The organism is Arsenophonus endosymbiont of Crataerina pallida (genome assembly GCF_964020125.1).
Lineage (GTDB): Bacteria > Pseudomonadota > Gammaproteobacteria > Enterobacterales > Enterobacteriaceae > Arsenophonus > Arsenophonus nilaparvatae.
The window spans coordinates 3819414-3840530 of sequence record NZ_OZ026540.1; the positions used below are offsets into that span (position 1 = coordinate 3819414).

Here is a 21117-nt window from a genome sequence, read left to right on the forward strand (position 1 = left end):
CACAATCCCCTGCGGCTGCTTTACCAGCTGCTAAATCTTTCTCTAATTGCTGAAATTCTTTAATCGTAAGAGTGATTATTCTGCACCACTATAGGTACTTTCTGCGGTTCATGAGGTAAGGGCTCCAACTAGGCCACTTATCACTCGGCTGATTAATGGGGATTAAGGTGTCTTAATGTCAAGAGTAAATGATGCATCAGGTGCTTTGTCTGCCGGTATAAAGGAAAGATATTGGTCTTGATCGATAGAATAACGGATACAAACGTCATCCTAATCATTATCTTGATAAGTATAATCTGGCAGGTATCCAATGCTACAGCTGAGGTAAGGATCCGTACAGTAAAGTATACATCTAGCGCATTTTATAAAACCTACCCAGACAAATTTTTCACCCAGTTTTTGATTAATGGCGGTAATATGCTTACTGTGCAAATAACTATCATGGTGCGCAGAAATAACAGATTTATTATTAACTAATTGATTACTTTTAATATAGAGATTGTTACCAGCAGAAATACCACCAACCACCAGAGGGGAAGCTAATGTGTAAGCCGTTTTCTCCAATTGAACAAATTGCGTGAACACTGGATCGATTTCACCAAACCAGCGCTGTTTTCCATTGATCTGATAATTAGGTTTTAGATTTATGTTGACACTTGTACCCAGGCCACCACCATTTGCCCTGACAACATAGGGTTTAACTTTGTTACTATCCGGCGTTGTTAATTGTTGCGTGATGTTAGGGTTATTGCTTTGGTTAATCACGTATTTGACTTTCAGGAACAGATCACCGGTTTGCGTTAAGATAGTCGCCGCGCGATTTTCAAACCTTTCACTTAGCTCACCCTGGGCATTTTTTTGTAGCCACAGATTATCATAGGCTTCAATTTTAGCGCTTTCACCCTGATTGCTGATGACATTACTAAATAGATGAATATTTTGTTTAGCCGTTACTTTACCTTGATTAATTAGGCTATCGCTTTCAAGTAATAGGTCTTGCTGAGATAAAATTTCACTGCTTGCCGGAATTATAATAGCTGACGCTTTGGCGGTTAAATGCCCTTTAGTGGTAATATGACCTAGCGTCAGTTTACCTTTAGCTGAAATAAATAACTCATTTTCACTGGTTTTAATATTATCCAGCTTAACTTCACTGTCTGGTTCGGTAGCAATGATTTTAATACAATTAGCATAAATCCCACCAGGCTCTGTAATGTTAACCGCAAATTGGGGTTTTAGGCCCGGGCTAGTTATTTGAGAAACTGTTCCAGTCTGATAGTCAATCGCATTCGTGCCTTGCAAAAAGCTAATATTTTTGCTGAGAATACTCGCATTGACAGTAACAGTACGGCTGATCATTTCAGTATAATTTTGGCTACCACTATGGAGCCCTTTATTACGGAAGATAATATCGCCTTTCTCCACCTTTAAATGGGCAAATTCGCCGCGTTGATTTAGTGTCGGCTGGCCAGTAGTTAAGGTTAAGCCACCAATATTGCTGAAATGACAACCATCACAGCTGATACCATTTGGATTGGCGATGATCACATCCGCTTTCTTGCCTGCAATTTCCAATTTGCCATTCAGTTGTGAAGAAGATAAACCAGTTACTTCATTAATAATCAAACTGGCCGTCTGTTCACCAAGCTGCCCATTTTTAGCCAGCTGGCCGGCTAGTTCACTTTTCGCTGGTTGGATAGCATTGTTCAGCACCGCACCTTCTGGCGGTACATTAAATTGCTGATATCGATTATGAGAAATACCCGCCCGATTAGGTGCCGCTATATCGATGACAGCAATTTGATTTTTAACCGTTAGTTGAGTTTTTTCATCCGCTGGTTGAACAGTGGAACTGAAAGCCGGTAACAGAGGATAACAGGCGATGAAATAAATTATGTTTCTGCTATAGCGAATCTTTTTATTTTTCATAGCATTACCTATATTCTATTTTTGTATTAATATGACGATGAAAGTTACCGCTTCAAAATAGAAAAGAAAAATTTAATAGGCAATATATAATAATCAATAATTTAATTAGTTAATCCAATGATAATCATTATTTTTAATTATAATTCAATATGTTAAATTTAATTAATACTATTTTATTTTTATTCCTAAAATAAAATTTGATTTTAATATTTTTATATTTAATAGAATTATTGATTGTAATTAAATTCAGTTAACGACTTACTGCTGCAAAAGCCTGAGCAATACGTTGAACATTATGTTCATTAACACCCGCCATACAAATACGCCCCGTACTAACCAGATATATGGCAAATTCCTCACGTAGACGCTCAACCTGTTCTGCGCTAAAACCGGTGTAACTAAACATACCATGCTGCTTTAATAGGTGATCAAAGTTTTTTTCAGGTAACGCATTTTCCAAATTGCTAACGAGCATTTTCCGCATGGCAAAGATGCGCCGACGCATCGATTCTACCTCACTTAACCATTCAGCGCGTAATGTGTCATTTGTCAAAACATGTTCAACAATTTTTGCGCCATTTGATGGTGGGCTCGAATAGAGACGACGCACACCCGCCTTTAGTTGGCCAAATACCCGCTCACACTCCGGTTGATTTTGACAAATAATCGATAGACCGCCAACCCGATCACCATACAGACCAAAAATCTTGGAAAATGAATTACTGACAAATACCGGTAATCCGGCCTGAGCCATAGTGCGAATAGCATAAACATCCTCATCCATACTTTTAGCAAATCCTTGATAAGCCATATCAAGAAAGGGAATAAGGCGCCGCTCTTTAGCCACTTTGGTTATTTGATCCCACTGTTGGGGTGTTAAATCAGAACCGGTTGGATTATGACAACATGGATGCATTAAGATAATGCTTTTTTCTGGCAGCTGTTTGAATGTTGCCAGCATTTCAGCAAATTTTATCCCTTTAGTCTCGGCATCAAAATAGGGGTAATAATGGACGTTAATTCCTGAACCCATGAAGATAGAAGCATGATTTTCCCAGGTAGGATCACTACACCAAACCTCTGACTCAGGGAAATAACGATGTAAAAAATCGGCTCCCAGTTTTAACGCCCCTGAGCCACCAATAGTCTGTACTGTTGCAATTCGTTGTTCTTTAATTAGTGGGCTATCAGCGCCAAAAAGCAGTTTTTGAATCGCTAACCGGTAGTTATGTAGTCCTTCCATCGGTAAATAGAGGGAGGCTATAGCAGGAAATTGATTAAGCTTGGTTTTCGCTTTACCGACAGTGCCAAGTTGGGGAGTATTACCCTTGCCGTCATAATAAAGGCCAATGCTAAGGTTAATTTTATTTTCACGCGGATCTTTATTAAATTCATCCATCAACGATAGGATCACCGGCAAAAGCATCAACATTCTGAAACACTTAAAATTCTCTCCACTATCATCATATCTATTTTTTTATTAAATAACCGACAACAAATTTATTTGTCCAGGTATTCCATTGCCACCCGTGAGGTTAGCTTGGTCAGTAATTCATAATCACTGACACCAGTATATGCCGCCACTTCTTCAACAGGCAATAGATCTCCCCATATAATTGCTTCATCGCCGACCTTATCGTTGGTTTCAATTCCTAAATCGACTGAAATCATATCCATGGAGACTCTACCTACAATCGGCACTTTGCGCCCATTTATTAATACTGGTGTGCCTGACGGGGCATTACGGGGATAACCATCGCCATAACCAATTGCCACTACACCAAGATTGGTATCCTGCTCACTAACCCAAACTCCACCATAACCTACCGGCTCTCCGGCTTTATGTTGACGAATAGCAATTAGATTAGATTTGAGGGTCATCGCTGGCAGGAGACCAAAATCTTTGCCTTGTTTACCTTCTTGTGGTGAAGCGCCATACATCATGATGCCAGGACGCACCCAATCAAAATGTGATGTTTGCCATAGTAGAATACCGGCAGATGCCGCGATCGATTTTTCTCCTGGTTTATCTTTTATAAAAGCATTAAAACAAGCCAATTGCTGCTCTGTCGCCGCGGGTAAACCAGGCTCATCAGCACGACTAAAATGACTCATAATATTGATAGGCTTTTGAATATTTTGACATGCCATCAAGCGCGTATAAGATATTTTCGCCTCTTCAGGTCTGAACCCCAAACGGTGCATACCGGTATCAAGTTTCATCCAAACTTTTATCGGCTTTTCTAATTTAATCTGTTCTAATGTTTCAAGTTGTTCAATACTCTGTACAACAACATCAATCTCATGCCTGGTGATAATAGGTAATTCAGCTAGCTCAAAAAAACCTTCTAATAATAAGATGGGGTTGTTGATGCCATTTTCACGTAATGCGATTGCTTCGCTAATACGAGCAACACCAAAGCTATCAGCCAGATCTTTAACTGTGTGCGCTGTTTCTAGAAAACCATGCCCATAAGCATTAGCTTTAACGACAGCAATTATGCGGCTATGAGGCGCAATTTCCCGAACTCGTTGTAAATTGTGACGCAGAGCGCGGCGGTGAATGACAGCGGTTGCCGCTTTCATTTTACTCTCCGTATTAACGTATTAAAATTAAATAGATAGATTATTCGTCGTGGTAGATTGGCCCAGCATAGTTATCAAAACGTGACCATTGTCCATTGAAAGTCAGACGTACTGTTCCAATCGGGCCATTACGCTGCTTACCGATAATAATTTCTGCTACCCCTTTAAGATCTGAATTATCGTTATAAACCTCATCTCGATAAATAAACATAATTAAATCGGCATCCTGCTCAATGGAGCCGGATTCCCGTAAATCTGAATTGACCGGTTTTTTATCCGCTCGTTGTTCCAGGCTACGATTAAGTTGTGACAATGCGATCACAGGTACTTGTAACTCTTTTGCCAATGATTTAAGCGAACGGGAAATTTCGGCAATCTCAAGTGTACGATTATCAGACAGGGAAGGAACTCGCATAAGCTGAAGATAATCGATCATAATTAGACTTAAACCACCATGTTCACGGTAAACCCGGCGAGCACGTGAACGAACTTCTGTCGGCGTTAACCCAGCAGAGTCATCAATATACATATTGCGTTTTTCCATCAACAACCCCATGGTACTGGAAATACGCGCCCAATCTTCGTCATCAAGTTGGCCAGTTCGAATACGAGTTTGATCAACACGCGATAAAGAAGCTAACATACGCATCATGATTTGATTAGCCGGCATTTCCAAACTAAAAATCAAAACCGGTTTTTCTTCTATCATGGCCGCATGTTCACATAAATTCATCGCAAAAGTGGTTTTACCCATGGAAGGACGAGCTGCTACGATAATCAGATCAGAGTTTTGTAGTCCTGCCGTTTTTCGATCCAGATCCTGGTAGCCGGTAGAGACACCGGTTACGCCATCATGAGGCTTCTGATATAACTGTTCAATTTTTTCCACCGTCTCAGACAGGATCTCTTCAATCCCTTTCGGACCGTCATCTTTATTAGCACGAGTTTCTGCAATTTGAAAAACACGTGATTCAGCTAAATCCAGTAACTCTTCGCTGCTGCGACCTTGAGGATCATAACCCGCATCAGCGATCTCATTTGCCACCGCAATCATGTCACGAACAACAGCACGTTCGCGCACAATATCTGCATAAGCGTTAATGTTGGCAGCACTTGGGGTATTTTTAGCTAATTCTGCTAAATAGGCAAAACCACCGACGCTATCCAATTCGCCTTGCTGTTCTAACGATTCAGATAAAGTAATTAAATCAATTGGTCTACTCTGTTCAAGCAGACGTTGCATTTCAGCAAAAATGGTGCGGTGTGGTCGGCTAAAAAAATCTGCGTTGGTCACGCGTTCTGAGACATGATCCCAACGCTCGTTATCCAACATTAATCCACCCAGTACCGATTGCTCAGCTTCTAAGGAGTGAGGTGGCATTTTTAGCCCCTCTATTTGACGATCTTTCTGACCAATAAATACGGTTTCTGCGGAATACTTCTTCGCCATAGCACTTTCTTTACCCATTAATCAATAGAGTCGCTCATCAGTATATGCTATTTACTGCTATTTCGTGACAATTTGATCATTTAATGTGAGATAAAACCTCAACGATTCTTCACTGTTATCTTTTACAGAAAATCTGAAAATGTTGCAATGTTCCTCAATCAAACATAGCAAAATATTGGCAATAAATCTGAACTTTCCGAAAAATATTGCAATCATGGCTAATAAGCGACTAGTTAAACATAAGCATTAACCAACTGCACTTTCAGATTGTTTTATTCGCGAATATTTATATAGTTTATTAATTCTTTAATAAGGAAACCTTTTAATTAAACGGAGTTTAATTGCTATGAATAGTTATCAAGAGATCAATACATTTATTAATCATGTTTATGGCGAAAACCGTTTTTCTAATGATGAATTTCAAACTATTTTTCATTATGCCAATCATAAATTTGACACTCTTCTGACACAATTTGATAAAAATCAGGAATTAGCCGATTTTCAGCAATCAATTAATCATACTGTACAATTGATGCAAAACAGTCTGGAAAAAATTGGCCAAAACGGGGACATAAAATGTGAACAAAAAAATAAAATAAAAGTCGCTTTTATTAGTCAAATGCTCTATTTATTCGCTAATTTTGATCGCACTTTTAGTTCTCTTTAATTAAACGCACCCCAGGTATGGCATAGATAAAATAACCTGGGTTAGTCAATTATTTACCGGTAATAAACTCGAGTGCCTGCTTAACCACGGTTACATCGGCGCCTTTTTTATGGGCATTTTCACTCAAATGACGGCGCCACTGGCGAGCGCCCGGAATAGCTTGAAATATTCCCAACATATGACGAGTAATATGACCTAAATAAGTTCCCTGTTTCAACTCTCGCTCAATATAAGGATACATTGCTTGTACTGCAACAATCGGATCAATAACCAGGTTACTTTGATCAAAAAATTCAACATCAACCTGAGTTAATAATGCAGGATTTTGATAAGCTTCTCGCCCTATCATAACACCATCAAGATGGTGTAAATGCTGTTTAGCCTGATTAATGCTTTTGATACCTCCATTAACCACAATGGTTAACTGAGGAAAATCTTTTTTCAATTGATAAACGCGTGAATAGTCTAAAGGTGGTATTTCCCGATTCTGTTTTGGACTTAACCCCGATAGCCAAGCTTTACGAGCATGAATGATAAATAAACCACATTGACTCTCTGCCACAATTTTATCAGTAAAATCGGTTAAAAAAGCATAACTATCGTCATCATCAACGCCAATACGGGTTTTTACTGTTATCGGGATCGTAATAGCATCCTGCATTGCTTTTATACAATCCGCTACTAGTGCGCCTTCACGCATCAAACATGCACCAAAACGGCCATTTTGGACCCGATCTGAAGGACAGCCAATATTTAAATTAACCTCATCATAACCACTTTGCTGAGCCATTTTTGCACAATCGGCAAGGCCGCAGGCTCATTACCACCCAACTGCAAAGCAACTGGATGTTCCTCTTCACTATAAGCCAGATAATCACCTTTACCATAAATAAGCGCACCAGTTGTCACCATTTCTGTATAAAGTAACGCTTCTTTAGTTAATAAACGGTGAAAATAACGGCAATGACGATCTGTCCAATCAAGCATCGGCGCCACGCTAAAACGATGGTGGTTAAAATTATCTGTCGATGCCGTTAATTCGTTACCTGGCGTTAATTTTGTGTTAGTTGTGTTATCGTGCATTTTTCGGTTTTTTGGTATGTTGTTTTTTATTACCACTAAATGGCATTACTCGTTTTTAACAGCCATTATAGCGAGAATTTATTTGTATGCTGCCTATTATACCATAGAGAAACACCCTGGTGTGGGATGGCTTCACTCACAACAAAAAACTACCAGACAGCCATGACTTCAAGCCAATAGTTTCAATTGAAAATGGTAATTAATGAGAGTTAAAAATTAAATGATAAGCAATTGATAACCACCGTAGACTCAATAGCGTTCATCACAAAAATTAGATTATATACTCATGCATTCTCTGATGGGATCATAGAAAAATTGGTTAATTGAATTGATACTCCTGCTTAGCTGATAGTTTTAACACCAGCTGTGTGAAAACTTATATAAAAAATTAAAAAAAATTCTATTTGTGATAATTTATTGCATTTACAAAAATGTAATTGCTTTATGGATAATAAAATTAATATTGTTACTTTTTTGTTGCTTATACTTTAATGGTAAATTATGAAATTATTATTTATGACATTAACTATTGTCTCATTTTTAGGACTTAGCTCTCTTTCTTTAGCAGATAAAAACAATGAGACTATATCAGGAGATACGAATTACCCAGATTTAACTGCCGCAAATTTAGGTAGAACGAATTTAACTAAAGCAAATTTAACCGCAACAAATTTAGCTACAACAGATTTAACTGCAACAGATTTAATTGCAGCAAAATTAGGCAGAACATATTTGACTAAAGCAGATTTAAATACAGTAAATTTAAGTGCAACAGATTTAACTAAAGTAGATTTAACTGCAGCAAATCTAGGTGTAACACATTTAACTGAAATAGATTTAAGTACAGCAATTTTAACTGAAATAGAAAATGGAAAAATTCTCGCTGAAGCAGGTTTTGATGCCAACTAATGTTACGCCACTAACAAAAATCATACATCCTATCGTATTGACAAATAGAAATTAAGAAACAGTCTTTTAGCTCCGTTCCCTAGTGAAACACTTAAATAAACCAAGCATACCTCTTCACATTAAGAAGAGGTTAATAAGATAATTAGCTGTACTTTATTCAAAGTAAATTAAGATAATAACTGGCATAACAAAAATTATAACTACAGAGATACTGATTTATTCTTTTACTTTATAATCTGTCTTAACCGCTTCCTTAACCCAGAAACCGAGCTTCTAAGGTTTCAAGTTAACTCCTGAGACAAAATCATTTACGCTGAATCAGCTATTAATTTAATAGATTTTGCATCCTTTATAGTTGATTTCACTAGAAATGTTATTAATTTAATTATAATCCTTTTAATTAAATTAATGGTTAATTAAATGTTAAATATTAGTGTATTGTTAATAGTGATTTTCATTTATTTTAGCAACTGTCTTGAACGTTAAAATTATGGAGAAACGTGATGGTACGACTCATTCCATTCTTCGTTCTTTCTGAGCATCGCGTTCAGGATAGTCAGCAGCTTGCGCATACAGGCGACCAGCGCCACTTTTTTGGCTTTTCCCGCTGCAAGCAGACGCATGTAAAAGGCTTTTATCACCGGATTAAAGCGAGTTGCTACAAGCGCGGCCATATAAAGTGCTGTTCGGACTCCGTCCCTTCCGCCAAATATGGTTCGCCGACCACGCATGGTACCCGAGTCCCGGTTTATGGGGGCAACGCCTACAAGCGCGCTAATAGCTCGCCTCGAGAGGCTGCCCAGTTCGGGAAGCTCCGCCAACAACGCAGCAACTGTCATGGTACCAACCCCTTTAATGCTGCTCAGCCTAGCGGCCAGATCCTTAAAGTGGTTCCTTATGTGGTTGTTCATATCCTCATCGATTCTGGCAAGTTCATCTTCCAGCGCCTTGATGATGATGTTGATGCTTTTTCTATTCTGTGGATGTGCGGTATACAGCCTATTACGTTCTGCCACCAACATTGTAATCAACTGGCGTCTGCGTACGACCATCGCAGCAAGAACCTGACGTTCTGCATTTGGCAGAGTCCGGATAAAGCGCTCTCGCTCCGGATGTCGATTAATAACCTCTGCCATTTGTGCAAGCACTTTGGCATCAATACGGTCAGTTTTTGCCAGATAGCCCATAGCGCGGGCAAAGTCTCGGGATTGTCTGGGATTGATCACAGTGACGTCAAAGCCTTCAGCCTGGAGCGAGCAGGCCACAGTAGCTTCAAGCCCGCCAGTTGCCTCCATCAGAACCAACACCACCGAATGCTTTCTCAATTCGGCGATAATGGCATCAAAACCGTCAGAGTCATTACTGACCGTAAACTGTGCAATATCACAGCTGGCTGCTATGTCCAGCGTTGCTTTAGAAACATCAATACCCACACAAAGTGGATTTGGCTGACTCATGATTACCCATCCTTGCAAATGCGTTATGGAGTACGGACAACTGTTCGGGTTTCAGATGAGTGGCTCAGTGTATGCGCCGGTCGCTAATTAACGGGCTTAAAACCCTAGGAGGAATCGGGCTGCATGCACCTTGCCAAATCTAATCGTAACTATTTTAAACCGTTTTCAAGATACAAGGAGGAATCGGGCTGCATGCACCTTGCCAAATCTAATCGTAACTATTTTAAACCGTTTTCAAGATACAAGGAGGATAAATTATGAGATCATTATGCAAAATCTTTTCGATTATCGCTGCTCTAGGATTTAGTTTTATTACGATAGCCAATGATAATAACACCAAAAGGCTAGGTTATGTTATTGTTCCAACACCTAAAGGTGATGTAAAAGCAGAATCTTGGTCTAATGAAAAGAAAAACGGTGATATAGATCTTTGTTGGCAAGATCCTAAGAAAGGGCCAAGTTGTTTTGATTATGGTACTCGTGAAGTATATGAGGCCCCTAACAAAATATCTAACTAAATACAGATATAACTGTTTTAATCTTTAAAAAAGTAAATAAAACTCATCCTTCAGTGCTGTAAGCTAAAAATATTTGATTGTTTTACCAAAGCAACTGCGATCAATATTAGCAATGGTGGAATAACGTGAGCCGAAGAGATGGGTTTTAAGATCAACTAAATTGGGTGAAAAATTATCTAAAAGATTAAAAAATGTGATTGGCAGCATTCTATTGTATTTATATCAATGTTATTGAATTGCTGATGGTTAAGGCTGAAAATATTTTTTAATTTAATCATAAGAAGATAAATTATGAAATCATAATTATTTTTACTCTATTTTTAGAAAATAGTTTTTTATCAATTGCCTAAAAAGAAATAATTGACTGTGAATACATATCTGTACCAAGTGAAGATAATATATTTCTAAATGAAGACAACAAGTAAAGAAAAATGTTTGTTACGAAACATCAAAAGCATGGAAAAATGAATACTCTAGATTAACCAGAAAATTAATTTTGCTGGTTAATGCCATCCCACTATACAAATTCTACAGTTTAATTGATATATTCCCCATTCTTTGCTACCGATAACATAAATTAAACATAATAGCAATATTTATAATCACATCTCATAATAACAACAAAAAACCTACAATACTGTCAATAAATCAACATGGGATTGCTGTAAATTTACACAGAAAGTATTTATTTATTTTTAACATATAACATCAATCAGAAACTTAATATGTTTAGAACAAATCCTGCGACTAATGTCTGACTAGACTCAGCAAAAAATAAATACTAATGGTATATTAGTAACAATATACTGATTTAAAATATAAATTCTCAATCCATGCCAATAAGAATTGAACACGATAACTTGCTACAATTAGCTACCCTTTACATTCCTCGATAAAAATAAAATCACTGTTTTTATCTCAAATCGAAGACTATAAATCCAATATAACCATAAATAAAATACATTATTCACGATGAAAGTAAATTTCAGCAAATATGACAGCAACTATATGTGATAAAAGCTAGGCAATTATTCAATTATACTGAGGAAAAAATCACTATCTTGCAAATACTGGATACTATCAGTAGATAATGCTGTTTGCAGCAGCGCAAATGCATAACATAATCGGGTTAATTATTTCTAAATTTAGATGAAAAAATATAATATTAACTTATTAAAAATATCTCAATTAAAGAATTTTGTTCGGTATTACGTTAAATACAATTTTCATATCGATAAAACTAAGCTATGAAGATGATACCTGTTGTGCCCCCGCCCAACTGATCTTGATTGCATTTTAAAGAGTGCTAATTTTTCGTTTAGCCGCTCCAATCACCAAGAGAAATTTTGTTAACTTAACCAGGATATAAAGTGTAAAAGCATTAATATCTCTGACAAACTATGACAATCAAAAATGGTAAAATTGGCCAAAGCTCATAACCGTGAAAAAAAAATTAATTTAAATCAATAATAAATTGGTAAATAAGAAAAACCCTCTAGCATCATTTTATAATACCATATAGAATTGGTTAATTATTATTAATAATAATGTTGCGTTTACATAGAAAAAAGTAAATGCATAGACGTCAAAATCATAACACCTTTATTGTTTAATTATGATAGTCTTCTATTATTTATTAAAAAAATAAATTATATTTATCATAATTTTTTTCAAAAATTAACTTATAAAAATAACTTTTCATCAAAATAGAATATAATAACAAGGAAGATTTATGCAATTAAATATGAATGGGTAAATATCATATTCATTTATATAATTATGTAATAACATTACAAAATATAAGCTAAAAAATGGATTATTTTTTATGTTAAAAAAATCAAACTATACAAAAAAGCTAACAAGAAAAATAATATATAAATGTGATGTTGATAATAAAAATGAATTACTTTTCAATAAAGGTAGATATAAAACAACCTATTTAGCCAAAATAAAAATTTCATAAAACACTATGCATGATATATCTAAGGAGAATTACAATGAAGTTAATTGAAATATGTGAACAAGAGACAAAGCAAGTTAATTACTTTGATGTCGAATTAGTTGTTAATGCAGATATTAATTATTTGGCTACTGATCAAGATGGTTTTATTTATGGATATATTTTTAAACCAGTAATAGATAATAAGTCTAATACCTGGCTGCCAACACAAGAATATACTCCACATCCTATAGCAATAATTACTTTAGATAGTAAAAACTGGCAAGATACACTTGTCAATGTTTAGATGATACTTTGCTGGTAGCATTAATCGAATCGATGATATGCGCCAGCATTTAATAAAAACGATTTAATGCTAATAAATAAAAATACGCATTTATTAATTGAAGAAATATAAAATTTAGAATTAAAATATTTTTTGATACAAAAAAAATCTATTTTAGATGAAAGTTTTTTCCTATTACAAATCAAAATGTTCTCTTAATCCCTGTTTTTCTAAACGCGGTAAAACTTCATCTATAAAATAAGGGAATTCGTCCAGATAATTAACAAAAGATAATGCTGCACCAGATAATCCGGCATTATAAAGCGCTACGATATTGTTGCTAATATCATCAGGTGAACCTACTAACGGATAACCACCGTGGCCTGCAGAAAACCGATTTCGTGCTGAATATAATTGCTCCTTTGGAAAGGATTGCGTATTCTTAAACATTAAATTCATAATGCTATCGACTGTTTGCCAATCAGCATTTTCTTGTGAGTAATAGCGCAGGTATTCTTCTGCTTCTTTACGCGTTGGTCGGCAAACCACATAACAATCGGTTAATAAACCAAGTGGCATCTTTCTGTTTTGTAATTTTGCTTGCTCTTTTAACCATATAACATTTTTTCGTAAATGTTCTATATTCACTACCATAGCAAATAAATAATCTGCATTACAAATAGCAAACTGTTTACCCTCATTAGAGCCTGCTGCATTCAATATCGGTATTCTTTTTTGCAATGGTAATGGAAAACTATAAATGTCTTTTAATTTAAAAAATTGGCCATTCCAGTCAAAAGGTTCTTTTCGCCACCACAAATTTTTAATTACATCAAACCATTCGTGGCTATAACGATAACGGTCTTCATGCTGTTGCCAGAATTTTATTCCAAACGCGGCATACTCATTGGTATTCCAACCACATACAACATTTAATCCTGCCCTACCATTACCAATATGATCTATTGTCGCAAGTTGCTTAGCAATAACAACAGGATGATGAAAAGAAGTATGTACGGTGGTAAATATGCCAATATTGTTTGTCAATGCCAATAATGCAGAGGCCAATGTTGTTGGCTCTAATACATTAACATGAAAAGACGATCTCCTTTCATAACCTAACCATCTAGCCACCGGTAATAAAAATTCTATACCTGCTTTATCAGCAAGTTGGGCTATTTTAAGATTATTTTCCCATGAATTCAGCCAACTTTCTTTTACTTTTGTCATGGCTAAACCACCAGAACAATTAACAGAAAAAATGCCTAATTTAAATTTATTATTATTAAACATCGGATTAATGTTATTTGGCATAATAAAATCCATTTTAATAAGAGGATATATTAATAGTGAGTATTTATGATATAAGATACGTAAAATATCAAATAAAATAAATCAAAATATATTCCATTTAACGTGCCTGTTCTTCATATTAAAAATTATATAATCGATTAAATAATTTGGCTCTGTCAGATTAAGAAAGATAAGTGTTCGAATGCAGGTTTGATAATAAATTAAATCGATATAAACAGCCATGAGTATTGTCAGACAAACTTTCAAACACCTCAATTATCCCGTCTACTGGTATTATGGTTTATTTATTAAATTTGCCTAATTTAGATTAAATGATGCATGAAAAGATGTCTCTTCGTTGCTTAGCTATTCTTCATTGCTGGACCTTACCATCAACGCCAAAATGGCAAGCATTGTAAAGATGTAGGGAAAATCTATAGTGGGAGCTGATATCTAGATGAAACCTATCTCAAAATAAAAAGGAAATAACATTTTCTTTATCGCGCGGTGAATAGTCAGACGGAAACTATTGACTTCATGTTTAAAAAAGCTTAATCAGAAATTCGATTATCGTTTTTTAAGAAAAATCATTGACCTAAATATTTACTTAACAGTAATTAATATCTATAGCAACAAGGCAACTAAGGCTGCAATTAAATTATTAAATAAGCCCGATATAAAGTTAAAACGCCAGCAATGCTGTTATAAAAATAACAGTATGAAGCAAGAGCAGCGATTTATTAAAAAACGCTGTCGCGAGATGCGCAGGTTTAATATCGTCCGCCAAGATTTAACTAACAGGATAGAGATATTGTATATGCGCCATATACCGGCAAATTCCTATCAATGGGCAAACTCTCTATCCAGTAAATGCTTTTTACGTTTTTACTGTCTAACAATTCTTACAGTCTAATAAAAATCAAAGTCTCAACATTAATACAACAGAGCAAATAATTTTAATGTTTTAGTAACTTTGTAATTTTAAAACTATTTATCACGCATACTTTATTTCAACTATCAGATAAAGAAATGATTTTTTATTTATAAGTTAATTATTATTACTTTAATTAAAAATAATCTACTATTAAATATAATTTTCTCTAACAATATTGAGGGTAAATCATGATAAAATTAGTTAAGATATTTACTATTTCCTCTTTTATTATATTTAATCCGATTACAATTGAAGCTAGCGTTAGTGTTAATATTTGGATAAATAAAGAAACTTATAAACCCTGTTCAGTTGATATCGATTATACTAAATGCTACATATTAGAAAATAATCAAACAATTTTACTTAAAAGCGCCAATTCAGATGATAATAGTATTGAACAAAGCTGGGAGGAAACAATACAATAAGACTATTTCCACTAATATTGCTATTTTAAAGGATATAAGGAAATTTATTTCTTTATATCTTAATTATCAGATAAATTTCCGTAATGCAAATTTATCATATTGATGATAAAAATATCCTCAAGTAAAAAAGTATATTTTATTTAAAGTAATAATATTATTAAAACTCACTGGCTTAATTCCATATGATTTTTATTTATAGATTTTCAAAATTAAGTGTTATTACATTATTTTGATAGTCACAATAAAATAAAATCTATCATTTTTGCATAATTATTAAATCATTTTAATTCTTAAGCAGTAAAATAGATAAATCAGTATAAAAATTTAATATTAAATAGTATACAGATGAAAAATTTTTGGGGTAAGTAAGGTTGATTTTGCTTTTTATACGTGTCTTGTTCAAGCCAAAATAATATGATGACAATTTATATCCAGCATGTAGGACATGATATTAAACCCATACAGAAAATACACTCCTGCTATATTTAGTTAATTAGCAAAAAATTATTTCAATAAAAAATATCTAATAAATTCATAATCAATTTATAGTTTATTAAATAAACAGAGGGTTTTAAAATAAGCTCTCTGTTTATTGGTGATTGGTTGTTATCTTTTTAGCTATCATCTATAGGTAAGCATAATAAAATTGAAATTTATTAGCATAAAAAATTATCTTGATAGGATAATGATAAATAATCATAACTAGATTTAGCGAGTCAATTTTAAATATGTTGCCAATTAATTTTAATAATAAAATATCTTATTCTTCGTTATATACTCAACCATCTAATAATAATGATGGTGATTTAGCGAAAAAATATCCCGATCTAAAAATGCAATCAGATGATCCATCCCCAGCAAGACAATCTCATGATAAGATTGCAACCAACAGCAATAAATCACATCCATCAGAACAAGTAAAATCACTATTTTTATTCGATAATAGAATTAAATCAGAAACAGAAACAGAAAAAAATTAAATGAAGAGCAATATCAATTATGTAATCAAGAACTTTCCTCTCTCATGGCCATGGCCTATGACGAAAGTCCAACTTTTAGGCGGTTATTTAATTATGCTTACGATACCCATCTTTGCGATGGTGATAAATGGCATCTATCAATCCATGATGCCTTTAGCACAACCGTAACTGCTGAAGAGATAAAAGCTGAAAAAGGCAAAAAAATTATATCTCTTACTATCGATCCAGCAAATTGTTTACAATATAAAGAGCAGTATCAGTTAGAAAATGGTAATTATGCCCTGTTTAGTTTTACCCGCGCATTTATGCATGAAATCGTTCATGCGTTAACAATGCTCCCTGACCAGGATAATAATCATGTCAGAGGTGCGGTAGTTGAATATACCAATATTATCCTTAAAGAAATGGGTAATAAAGAACCTGCAAGATTTAAGTATTAATATAAAGCAAAAAATAGTAATGAATTTTTAACGCATTTATAAGTTGATCATTTTCGTTTTAAGAGATTGAATTCAATCTGACAGATCTTACATAAACAATTAATATTTCTGTCAGATTAAAATAACTGCATTTGCTGTTAAAAAAACGTACATTAAGCATGATTAATATTTAGACAAAATCTATTTCTTTCTACTTTTTCAAATGATAGCATTGATGGAAAATTTTGATTAGACATCATTATCTCAATTTCGTTAGTCGATATATTATATTTAAAACTCACTTGAGCACGAATAGCTGGTCTATTCTGGTTACTAGTAATAGCAATATTAGCATTATATAAATTACCATCTTGTGGAAAGGAACCAATACATTGATAATCCGTATTCGCTTTAATATGTATTGGGTTACTTACAAAAGAAATATTAAATACAAGCTGATAAAATATATTATTGCCAGTATTATTATTAAGTAATATCGCTAGTATATCAGTATATTTAGGGGATACGGTAAATCTTGATAAGCCTTTTATTTCGGATAGATCAGGTGTATCATATTGCCAAATTTTTGTTATGTTACCAGGGGCATTATTTGCCGCATAATCCTTCCATCCCTGAACTTGAGAAAGTCTACCGACTCTGACAGAATTAAATTTATCATTTAATTCTGCAGAGAGCCGATACTCTTCATTAGACTCAACATATAAAAAACTATCACCAGTATAATTTTTCCCTTTATAAAAAATAACACCTGTCGAAAATGATTGATTATTATTCATAAATATCCTTTTATTTTATAATTTTTATTAAATTATTTTAATAATATATGAAATTCAAAGTCATACATTTCAATATAAATATTTGATGTAAATTTTATATTATATTTAGTGTAGTGTTACACAAGCTACTTTTAATAAAAAAAACCATCTTTATCTACAATAAATTTATTTTTCAATTAAGTAAAAAACTGATCTTAAAAAAATAAAATAATTCATCTATGAATATAATAACATAGCAAAATATAATAATTAAAAATTTGCTATCTCTTATGTGAAAAAATTTTCAACCATAAATGATATAATAACTTATATACTATAATTAGTCTGTTCGTTCATCACCTGGTTGAGTAAAAATTTATGAGAAAGATACCTTTACTGCTAACACTTATTTACCTTGTCGGATGCACTAATACAACAGAATCATTGCCGCCCGCTAAATCCATCGGCATGGCAAATCCTGCTTCAGTTTATTGTGTTAAGCAAAAGGGAAAAATTGAAATTATAAAGACAGCGAAAGGAGAAGTTGGTTATTGCCTGCTACCTAATGGTGTACGCATCGAAGAGTGGACACTCTATCGCCAAGATCATAAATAACTTACTGCGTCTTATTTAGTAATTGCTACTGATTAAATTCTTTTTCAAAAGCAACTTGCTGCTGGTAAAAAATTAGTTTATTACAAATATTGTTATATCTTTTTAAAAAATAATATAGTCATCTAAAATAGAGCGATAAAAACACTTTTATTTTAAAAGAGTTGCTGTTGCATTATTAAATGACACCTCTCTATTTGCTTCGTTAAATGTTAATAAATGGTTATGTAAATGTTAAAATAAACATCTATTATTAATATCGTTTCATAACTATTAATTGAGGTGACTAATGAAATTATTTACAAATCGATTTGCTATCGCTTCTGTTTTAACATTTGGTTATATGTCAGCTATCGCTAGCCCAATAGGTAATTTAAACATTCCTGATGTAGGTAAAGTTTTAGAAAGCACTAAAACTGCTATTGATACAACAGAAAATGCTGCAAATACAGCTGTTAACACTGGTGTTGATGTTACTAAAACTGGTGTTGAAACAGGTGTAGATGCTGCTAAAACTGGTGTTGAAACAGGTGTAGATGTTGCTAAAACTGGTGTTGAAACAGGCTTAAATGCTGCTAACAGCGGTGTTGAAGCAGTTACCAATGTTGCTAATAGTGTGACTGAATTATCTGTTTCTGAGGCTGTTAAACAGGCGAAGGAAAACTTTAGTATTTTAGTTACCACATTCATCGACTCTTTCAATGATGTTTTTAAGAAAATAGAGCAAGCTATTGATAAAGCTGAACAGAGCACTGGAGCAGTTACAGGCTCAACTTCAGCAACTACAGATGATACTTCAGAAACAGAAGAAGAGTTAGAAAAAACTAATGTTCCAGAAGGCTTATTATAAGTCGTAATTTTACAATATAAATAAAGCGTTTAATTAATAAATACCTCTTCATTAAAATTAATAAAGAAGAGGTGTTTTACTCTATACTAATTAATCAAAACTTACCAAATATCAATATTGATATTGATATTGATATTGATATTGATATTGATATTGATATTGATATTGATAATCTCAGTTAATACAACAGATTATTGTTAGAATATAGAACCTTTTCATTATAACTCTTTGTTTGATAAAAACTATAAAGTATCTAGTTTTTTGTCATACTTAACTTAATTAACATGTAAGATATAAATATCTTAAAATAAAAAATTCTGTTAATAAAAATAAATATCATCATCGATTAGTTAAAAAACTGTGCTTTTCTTTATGTAGTTATAATTAATATGTAATCATTTATAGCTAGTGCGATGATTTTAAAATGAAAATAAGATCATTGTTTTAGGTATCAAATTATTAATAAAAATAGATTAGTGAAAAATTAAGAATAATAAAATTCAATCAATAATGAAAATATAAATATTTTTAATTATTATCATAGTAATCAATGGTGCTAGATAATTAAATGACGAGTTATTTATAATAATGTATATCTAATACCAGCACGAAAAATAAAATGCTTATCAAATTTGCTAAAGATATCATTCAATAAAACAATAAATATACCATTACTTTCAAAACCACAATATTACAAAATAATTTTTTAAACCAATTCACCTATTGTTCTATTATAAAGAGTGAAATACACAAAAATCAAAACAACTCGGCCAATTTTACAAATCTTATAGGTATTAGTTACATTAACAATACTAATATATAGCCTTTAAAAGAGTGGCAATCAATGCAGCAAAATAACCCGATATAGTAGCAATCAATCTATAAACATTATTAACCAAAAATTTTACTTAGGTAATTATTTACAATGGCGGAATGTTCACCTATCATTAAACAATAATAATTATCATTATTATTTAATCAGCAACTGTCTTGAACGTTAAAATTATGGAGAAACGTGATGGTACGACTCATTCCATTCTTCGTTCTTTCTGAGCATCGCGTTCAGGATAGTCAGCAGCTTGCGCATACAGGCGACCAGCGCCACTTTTTTGGCTTTTCCCGCTGCAAGCAGACGCATGTAAAAGGCTTTTATCACCGGATTAAAGCGAGTTGCTACAAGCGCGGCCATATAAAGTGCTGTTCGGACTCCGTCCCTTCCGCCAAATATGGTTCGCCGACCACGCATGGTACCCGAGTCCCGGTTTATGGGGGCAACGCCTACAAGCGCGCTAATAGCTCGCCTCGAGAGGCTGCCCAGTTCGGGAAGCTCCGCCAACAACGCAGCAACTGTCATGTTACCAACCCCTTTAATGCTGCTCAGCCTAGCGGCCAGATCCTTAAAGTGGTTCCTTATGTGGTTGTTCATATCCTCATCGATTCTGGCAAGTTCATCTTCCAGCGCCTTGATGATGATGTTGATGCTTTTTCTATTCTGTGGATGTGCGGTATACAGCCTATTACGTTCTGCCACCAACATTGTAATCAACTGGCGTCTGCGTACGACCATCGCAGCAAGAACCTGACGTTCTGCATTTGGCAGAGTCCGGATAAAGCGCTCTCGCTCCGGATGTCGATTAATAACCTCTGCCATTTGTGCAAGCACTTTGGCATCAATACGGTCAGTTTTTGCCAGATAGCCCATAGCGCGGGCAAAGTCTCGGGATGTCTGGGATTGATCACAGTGACGTCAAAGCCTTCAGCCTGGAGCGAGCAGGCCACAGTAGCTTCAAGCCCGCCAGTTGCCTCCATCAGAACCAACACCACCGAATGCTTTCTCAATTCGGCGATAATGGCATCAAAACCGTCAGAGTCATTACTGACCGTAAACTGTGCAATATCACAGCTGGCTGCTATGTCCAGCGTTGCTTTAGAAACATCAATACCCACACAAAGTGGATTTGGCTGACTCATGATTACCCATCCTTGCAAATGCGTTATGGAGTA

16 protein-coding genes and 3 pseudogenes are annotated in these 21117 nt (G+C 34.3%); 10 read left to right on the forward strand and 9 right to left on the reverse strand.

The window, feature by feature from the left end; translation table 11 throughout:
- Window positions 1-270 precede the first annotated feature (270 nt).
- The 4 genes and pseudogenes from AACL31_RS20625 to dnaB all read right to left on the reverse strand — a co-directional run bounded on the left by AACL31_RS20625 (window position 271) and on the right by dnaB (window position 5965).
- Window positions 271-1929 (reverse strand): filamentous hemagglutinin N-terminal domain-containing protein, encoded by a 1659-nt coding sequence (locus AACL31_RS20625; protein WP_339053610.1) that lies wholly within the window; start codon window positions 1927-1929, stop codon window positions 271-273.
- A 250-nt stretch (window positions 1930-2179) separates the two neighbouring features.
- A pseudogene (locus tag AACL31_RS20630) lies at window positions 2180-3371 on the reverse strand (aromatic amino acid transaminase).
- A gap of 58 nt (window positions 3372-3429) precedes the next feature.
- Complete coding sequence (gene alr, locus AACL31_RS20635) at window positions 3430-4515, reverse strand: alanine racemase (RefSeq protein WP_310512933.1); 1086 nt, start codon at window positions 4513-4515, stop codon at window positions 3430-3432.
- 40 nt (window positions 4516-4555) lie between these two features.
- Window positions 4556-5965: a replicative DNA helicase gene (gene dnaB, locus AACL31_RS20640; RefSeq protein WP_290607241.1), complete on the reverse strand. Its 1410-nt coding sequence runs from the start codon at window positions 5963-5965 to the stop codon at window positions 4556-4558.
- 346 nt (window positions 5966-6311) lie between these two features.
- On the opposite strand from dnaB, the gene AACL31_RS20645 reads away from it, so the two are divergent.
- Window positions 6312-6632 carry a hypothetical protein gene (locus AACL31_RS20645; RefSeq protein ID WP_310512934.1) on the forward strand — a complete coding sequence of 107 codons (321 nt, stop codon included), beginning with the start codon at window positions 6312-6314 and terminating at the stop codon, window positions 6630-6632.
- A 49-nt stretch (window positions 6633-6681) separates the two neighbouring features.
- Here the strand turns inward: AACL31_RS20645 and dusA are convergent.
- Window positions 6682-7715, reverse strand: a pseudogene (gene dusA / locus AACL31_RS20650) (tRNA dihydrouridine(20/20a) synthase DusA).
- A 501-nt stretch (window positions 7716-8216) separates the two neighbouring features.
- Between dusA and AACL31_RS20655 the strand changes: the two are divergent.
- Window positions 8217-8624 (forward strand): pentapeptide repeat-containing protein, encoded by a 408-nt coding sequence (locus tag AACL31_RS20655; protein ID WP_310512935.1) that lies wholly within the window; start codon window positions 8217-8219, stop codon window positions 8622-8624.
- A gap of 488 nt (window positions 8625-9112) precedes the next feature.
- On the opposite strand, the gene AACL31_RS20660 is transcribed toward AACL31_RS20655, so the two are convergent.
- Complete coding sequence (locus tag AACL31_RS20660) at window positions 9113-10081, reverse strand: IS110 family transposase (protein ID WP_339053074.1); 969 nt, start codon at window positions 10079-10081, stop codon at window positions 9113-9115.
- A gap of 123 nt (window positions 10082-10204) precedes the next feature.
- On the opposite strand from AACL31_RS20660, the gene AACL31_RS20665 reads away from it, so the two are divergent.
- From AACL31_RS20665 to AACL31_RS20675, 3 genes are all read left to right on the forward strand, one after another.
- The gene (locus AACL31_RS20665; protein WP_339053611.1) at window positions 10205-10342 is read left to right on the forward strand and encodes a hypothetical protein; all 138 of its coding nucleotides are present in this window, start codon (window positions 10205-10207) and stop codon (window positions 10340-10342) included.
- Entirely contained in the window at window positions 10339-10599 is a 261-nt protein-coding gene (locus AACL31_RS20670; protein ID WP_310512870.1) for a hypothetical protein, read from the forward strand. Before AACL31_RS20665 ends, AACL31_RS20670 begins: the two co-directional genes overlap by 4 nt.
- A gap of 1997 nt (window positions 10600-12596) precedes the next feature.
- Window positions 12597-12845: a hypothetical protein gene (locus AACL31_RS20675; RefSeq protein ID WP_032116155.1), complete on the forward strand. Its 249-nt coding sequence runs from the start codon at window positions 12597-12599 to the stop codon at window positions 12843-12845.
- 174 nt (window positions 12846-13019) lie between these two features.
- On the opposite strand, the gene AACL31_RS20680 is transcribed toward AACL31_RS20675, so the two are convergent.
- Window positions 13020-14138 (reverse strand): LLM class flavin-dependent oxidoreductase, encoded by a 1119-nt coding sequence (locus tag AACL31_RS20680; RefSeq protein ID WP_310512869.1) that lies wholly within the window; start codon window positions 14136-14138, stop codon window positions 13020-13022.
- A gap of 1101 nt (window positions 14139-15239) precedes the next feature.
- Here AACL31_RS20680 and AACL31_RS20685 point away from each other — a divergent pair.
- The 3 genes from AACL31_RS20685 (at window position 15240) to AACL31_RS20695 (ending at window position 16896) form a co-directional block, all read left to right on the forward strand.
- Window positions 15240-15476 carry a hypothetical protein gene (locus tag AACL31_RS20685; protein ID WP_310512868.1) on the forward strand — a complete coding sequence of 79 codons (237 nt, stop codon included), beginning with the start codon at window positions 15240-15242 and terminating at the stop codon, window positions 15474-15476.
- A gap of 728 nt (window positions 15477-16204) precedes the next feature.
- Window positions 16205-16456: a hypothetical protein gene (locus tag AACL31_RS20690; RefSeq protein ID WP_310512867.1), complete on the forward strand. Its 252-nt coding sequence runs from the start codon at window positions 16205-16207 to the stop codon at window positions 16454-16456.
- Window positions 16457-16500: 44 nt separating this feature from the next.
- Window positions 16501-16896 carry a PipA/GogA/GtgA family type III secretion system effector gene (locus AACL31_RS20695; protein ID WP_310512866.1) on the forward strand — a complete coding sequence of 132 codons (396 nt, stop codon included), beginning with the start codon at window positions 16501-16503 and terminating at the stop codon, window positions 16894-16896.
- A gap of 152 nt (window positions 16897-17048) precedes the next feature.
- Here the strand turns inward: AACL31_RS20695 and AACL31_RS20700 are convergent, their stop codons facing one another.
- Window positions 17049-17672 carry a beta/gamma crystallin domain-containing protein gene (locus tag AACL31_RS20700; RefSeq protein WP_310512865.1) on the reverse strand — a complete coding sequence of 208 codons (624 nt, stop codon included), beginning with the start codon at window positions 17670-17672 and terminating at the stop codon, window positions 17049-17051.
- A 357-nt stretch (window positions 17673-18029) separates the two neighbouring features.
- On the opposite strand from AACL31_RS20700, the gene AACL31_RS20705 reads away from it, so the two are divergent.
- Both AACL31_RS20705 and AACL31_RS20710 read left to right on the forward strand, forming a co-directional pair.
- Window positions 18030-18266, forward strand: coding sequence for a DUF333 domain-containing protein (locus AACL31_RS20705; RefSeq protein ID WP_310512864.1), 237 nt, complete (start codon window positions 18030-18032; stop codon window positions 18264-18266).
- Between the two features lie 286 nt (window positions 18267-18552).
- Window positions 18553-19113, forward strand: a complete 561-nt coding sequence (locus AACL31_RS20710) for a hypothetical protein (RefSeq protein ID WP_339053612.1) — start codon at window positions 18553-18555, stop codon at window positions 19111-19113.
- A 1003-nt stretch (window positions 19114-20116) separates the two neighbouring features.
- Here the strand turns inward: AACL31_RS20710 and AACL31_RS20715 are convergent.
- Window positions 20117-21084, reverse strand: a pseudogene (locus AACL31_RS20715) (IS110 family transposase).
- Window positions 21085-21117 lie beyond the last annotated feature (33 nt).

Bases quoted from the DNA above. Each gene is read 5' to 3' on its own strand.
- AACL31_RS20625 (WP_339053610.1), bottom strand. From the start codon at position 1,929: ATGAAAAATAAAAAGATTCGCTATAGCAGAAACATAATTTATTTCATC.
- alr (WP_310512933.1), bottom strand. From the start codon at position 4,515: ATGAAAGCGGCAACCGCTGTCATTCACCGCCGCGCTCTGCGTCACAAT.
- dnaB (WP_290607241.1), bottom strand. From the start codon at position 5,965: ATGGCGAAGAAGTATTCCGCAGAAACCGTATTTATTGGTCAGAAAGAT.
- AACL31_RS20645 (WP_310512934.1), top strand. From the start codon at position 6,312: ATGAATAGTTATCAAGAGATCAATACATTTATTAATCATGTTTATGGC.
- AACL31_RS20655 (WP_310512935.1), top strand. From the start codon at position 8,217: ATGAAATTATTATTTATGACATTAACTATTGTCTCATTTTTAGGACTT.
- AACL31_RS20660 (WP_339053074.1), bottom strand. From the start codon at position 10,081: ATGAGTCAGCCAAATCCACTTTGTGTGGGTATTGATGTTTCTAAAGCA.
- AACL31_RS20665 (WP_339053611.1), top strand. From the start codon at position 10,205: ATGCACCTTGCCAAATCTAATCGTAACTATTTTAAACCGTTTTCAAGA.
- AACL31_RS20670 (WP_310512870.1), top strand. From the start codon at position 10,339: ATGAGATCATTATGCAAAATCTTTTCGATTATCGCTGCTCTAGGATTT.
- AACL31_RS20675 (WP_032116155.1), top strand. From the start codon at position 12,597: ATGAAGTTAATTGAAATATGTGAACAAGAGACAAAGCAAGTTAATTAC.
- AACL31_RS20680 (WP_310512869.1), bottom strand. From the start codon at position 14,138: ATGCCAAATAACATTAATCCGATGTTTAATAATAATAAATTTAAATTA.
- AACL31_RS20685 (WP_310512868.1), top strand. From the start codon at position 15,240: ATGATAAAATTAGTTAAGATATTTACTATTTCCTCTTTTATTATATTT.
- AACL31_RS20690 (WP_310512867.1), top strand. From the start codon at position 16,205: ATGTTGCCAATTAATTTTAATAATAAAATATCTTATTCTTCGTTATAT.
- AACL31_RS20695 (WP_310512866.1), top strand. From the start codon at position 16,501: ATGGCCATGGCCTATGACGAAAGTCCAACTTTTAGGCGGTTATTTAAT.
- AACL31_RS20700 (WP_310512865.1), bottom strand. From the start codon at position 17,672: ATGAATAATAATCAATCATTTTCGACAGGTGTTATTTTTTATAAAGGG.
- AACL31_RS20705 (WP_310512864.1), top strand. From the start codon at position 18,030: ATGAGAAAGATACCTTTACTGCTAACACTTATTTACCTTGTCGGATGC.
- AACL31_RS20710 (WP_339053612.1), top strand. From the start codon at position 18,553: ATGAAATTATTTACAAATCGATTTGCTATCGCTTCTGTTTTAACATTT.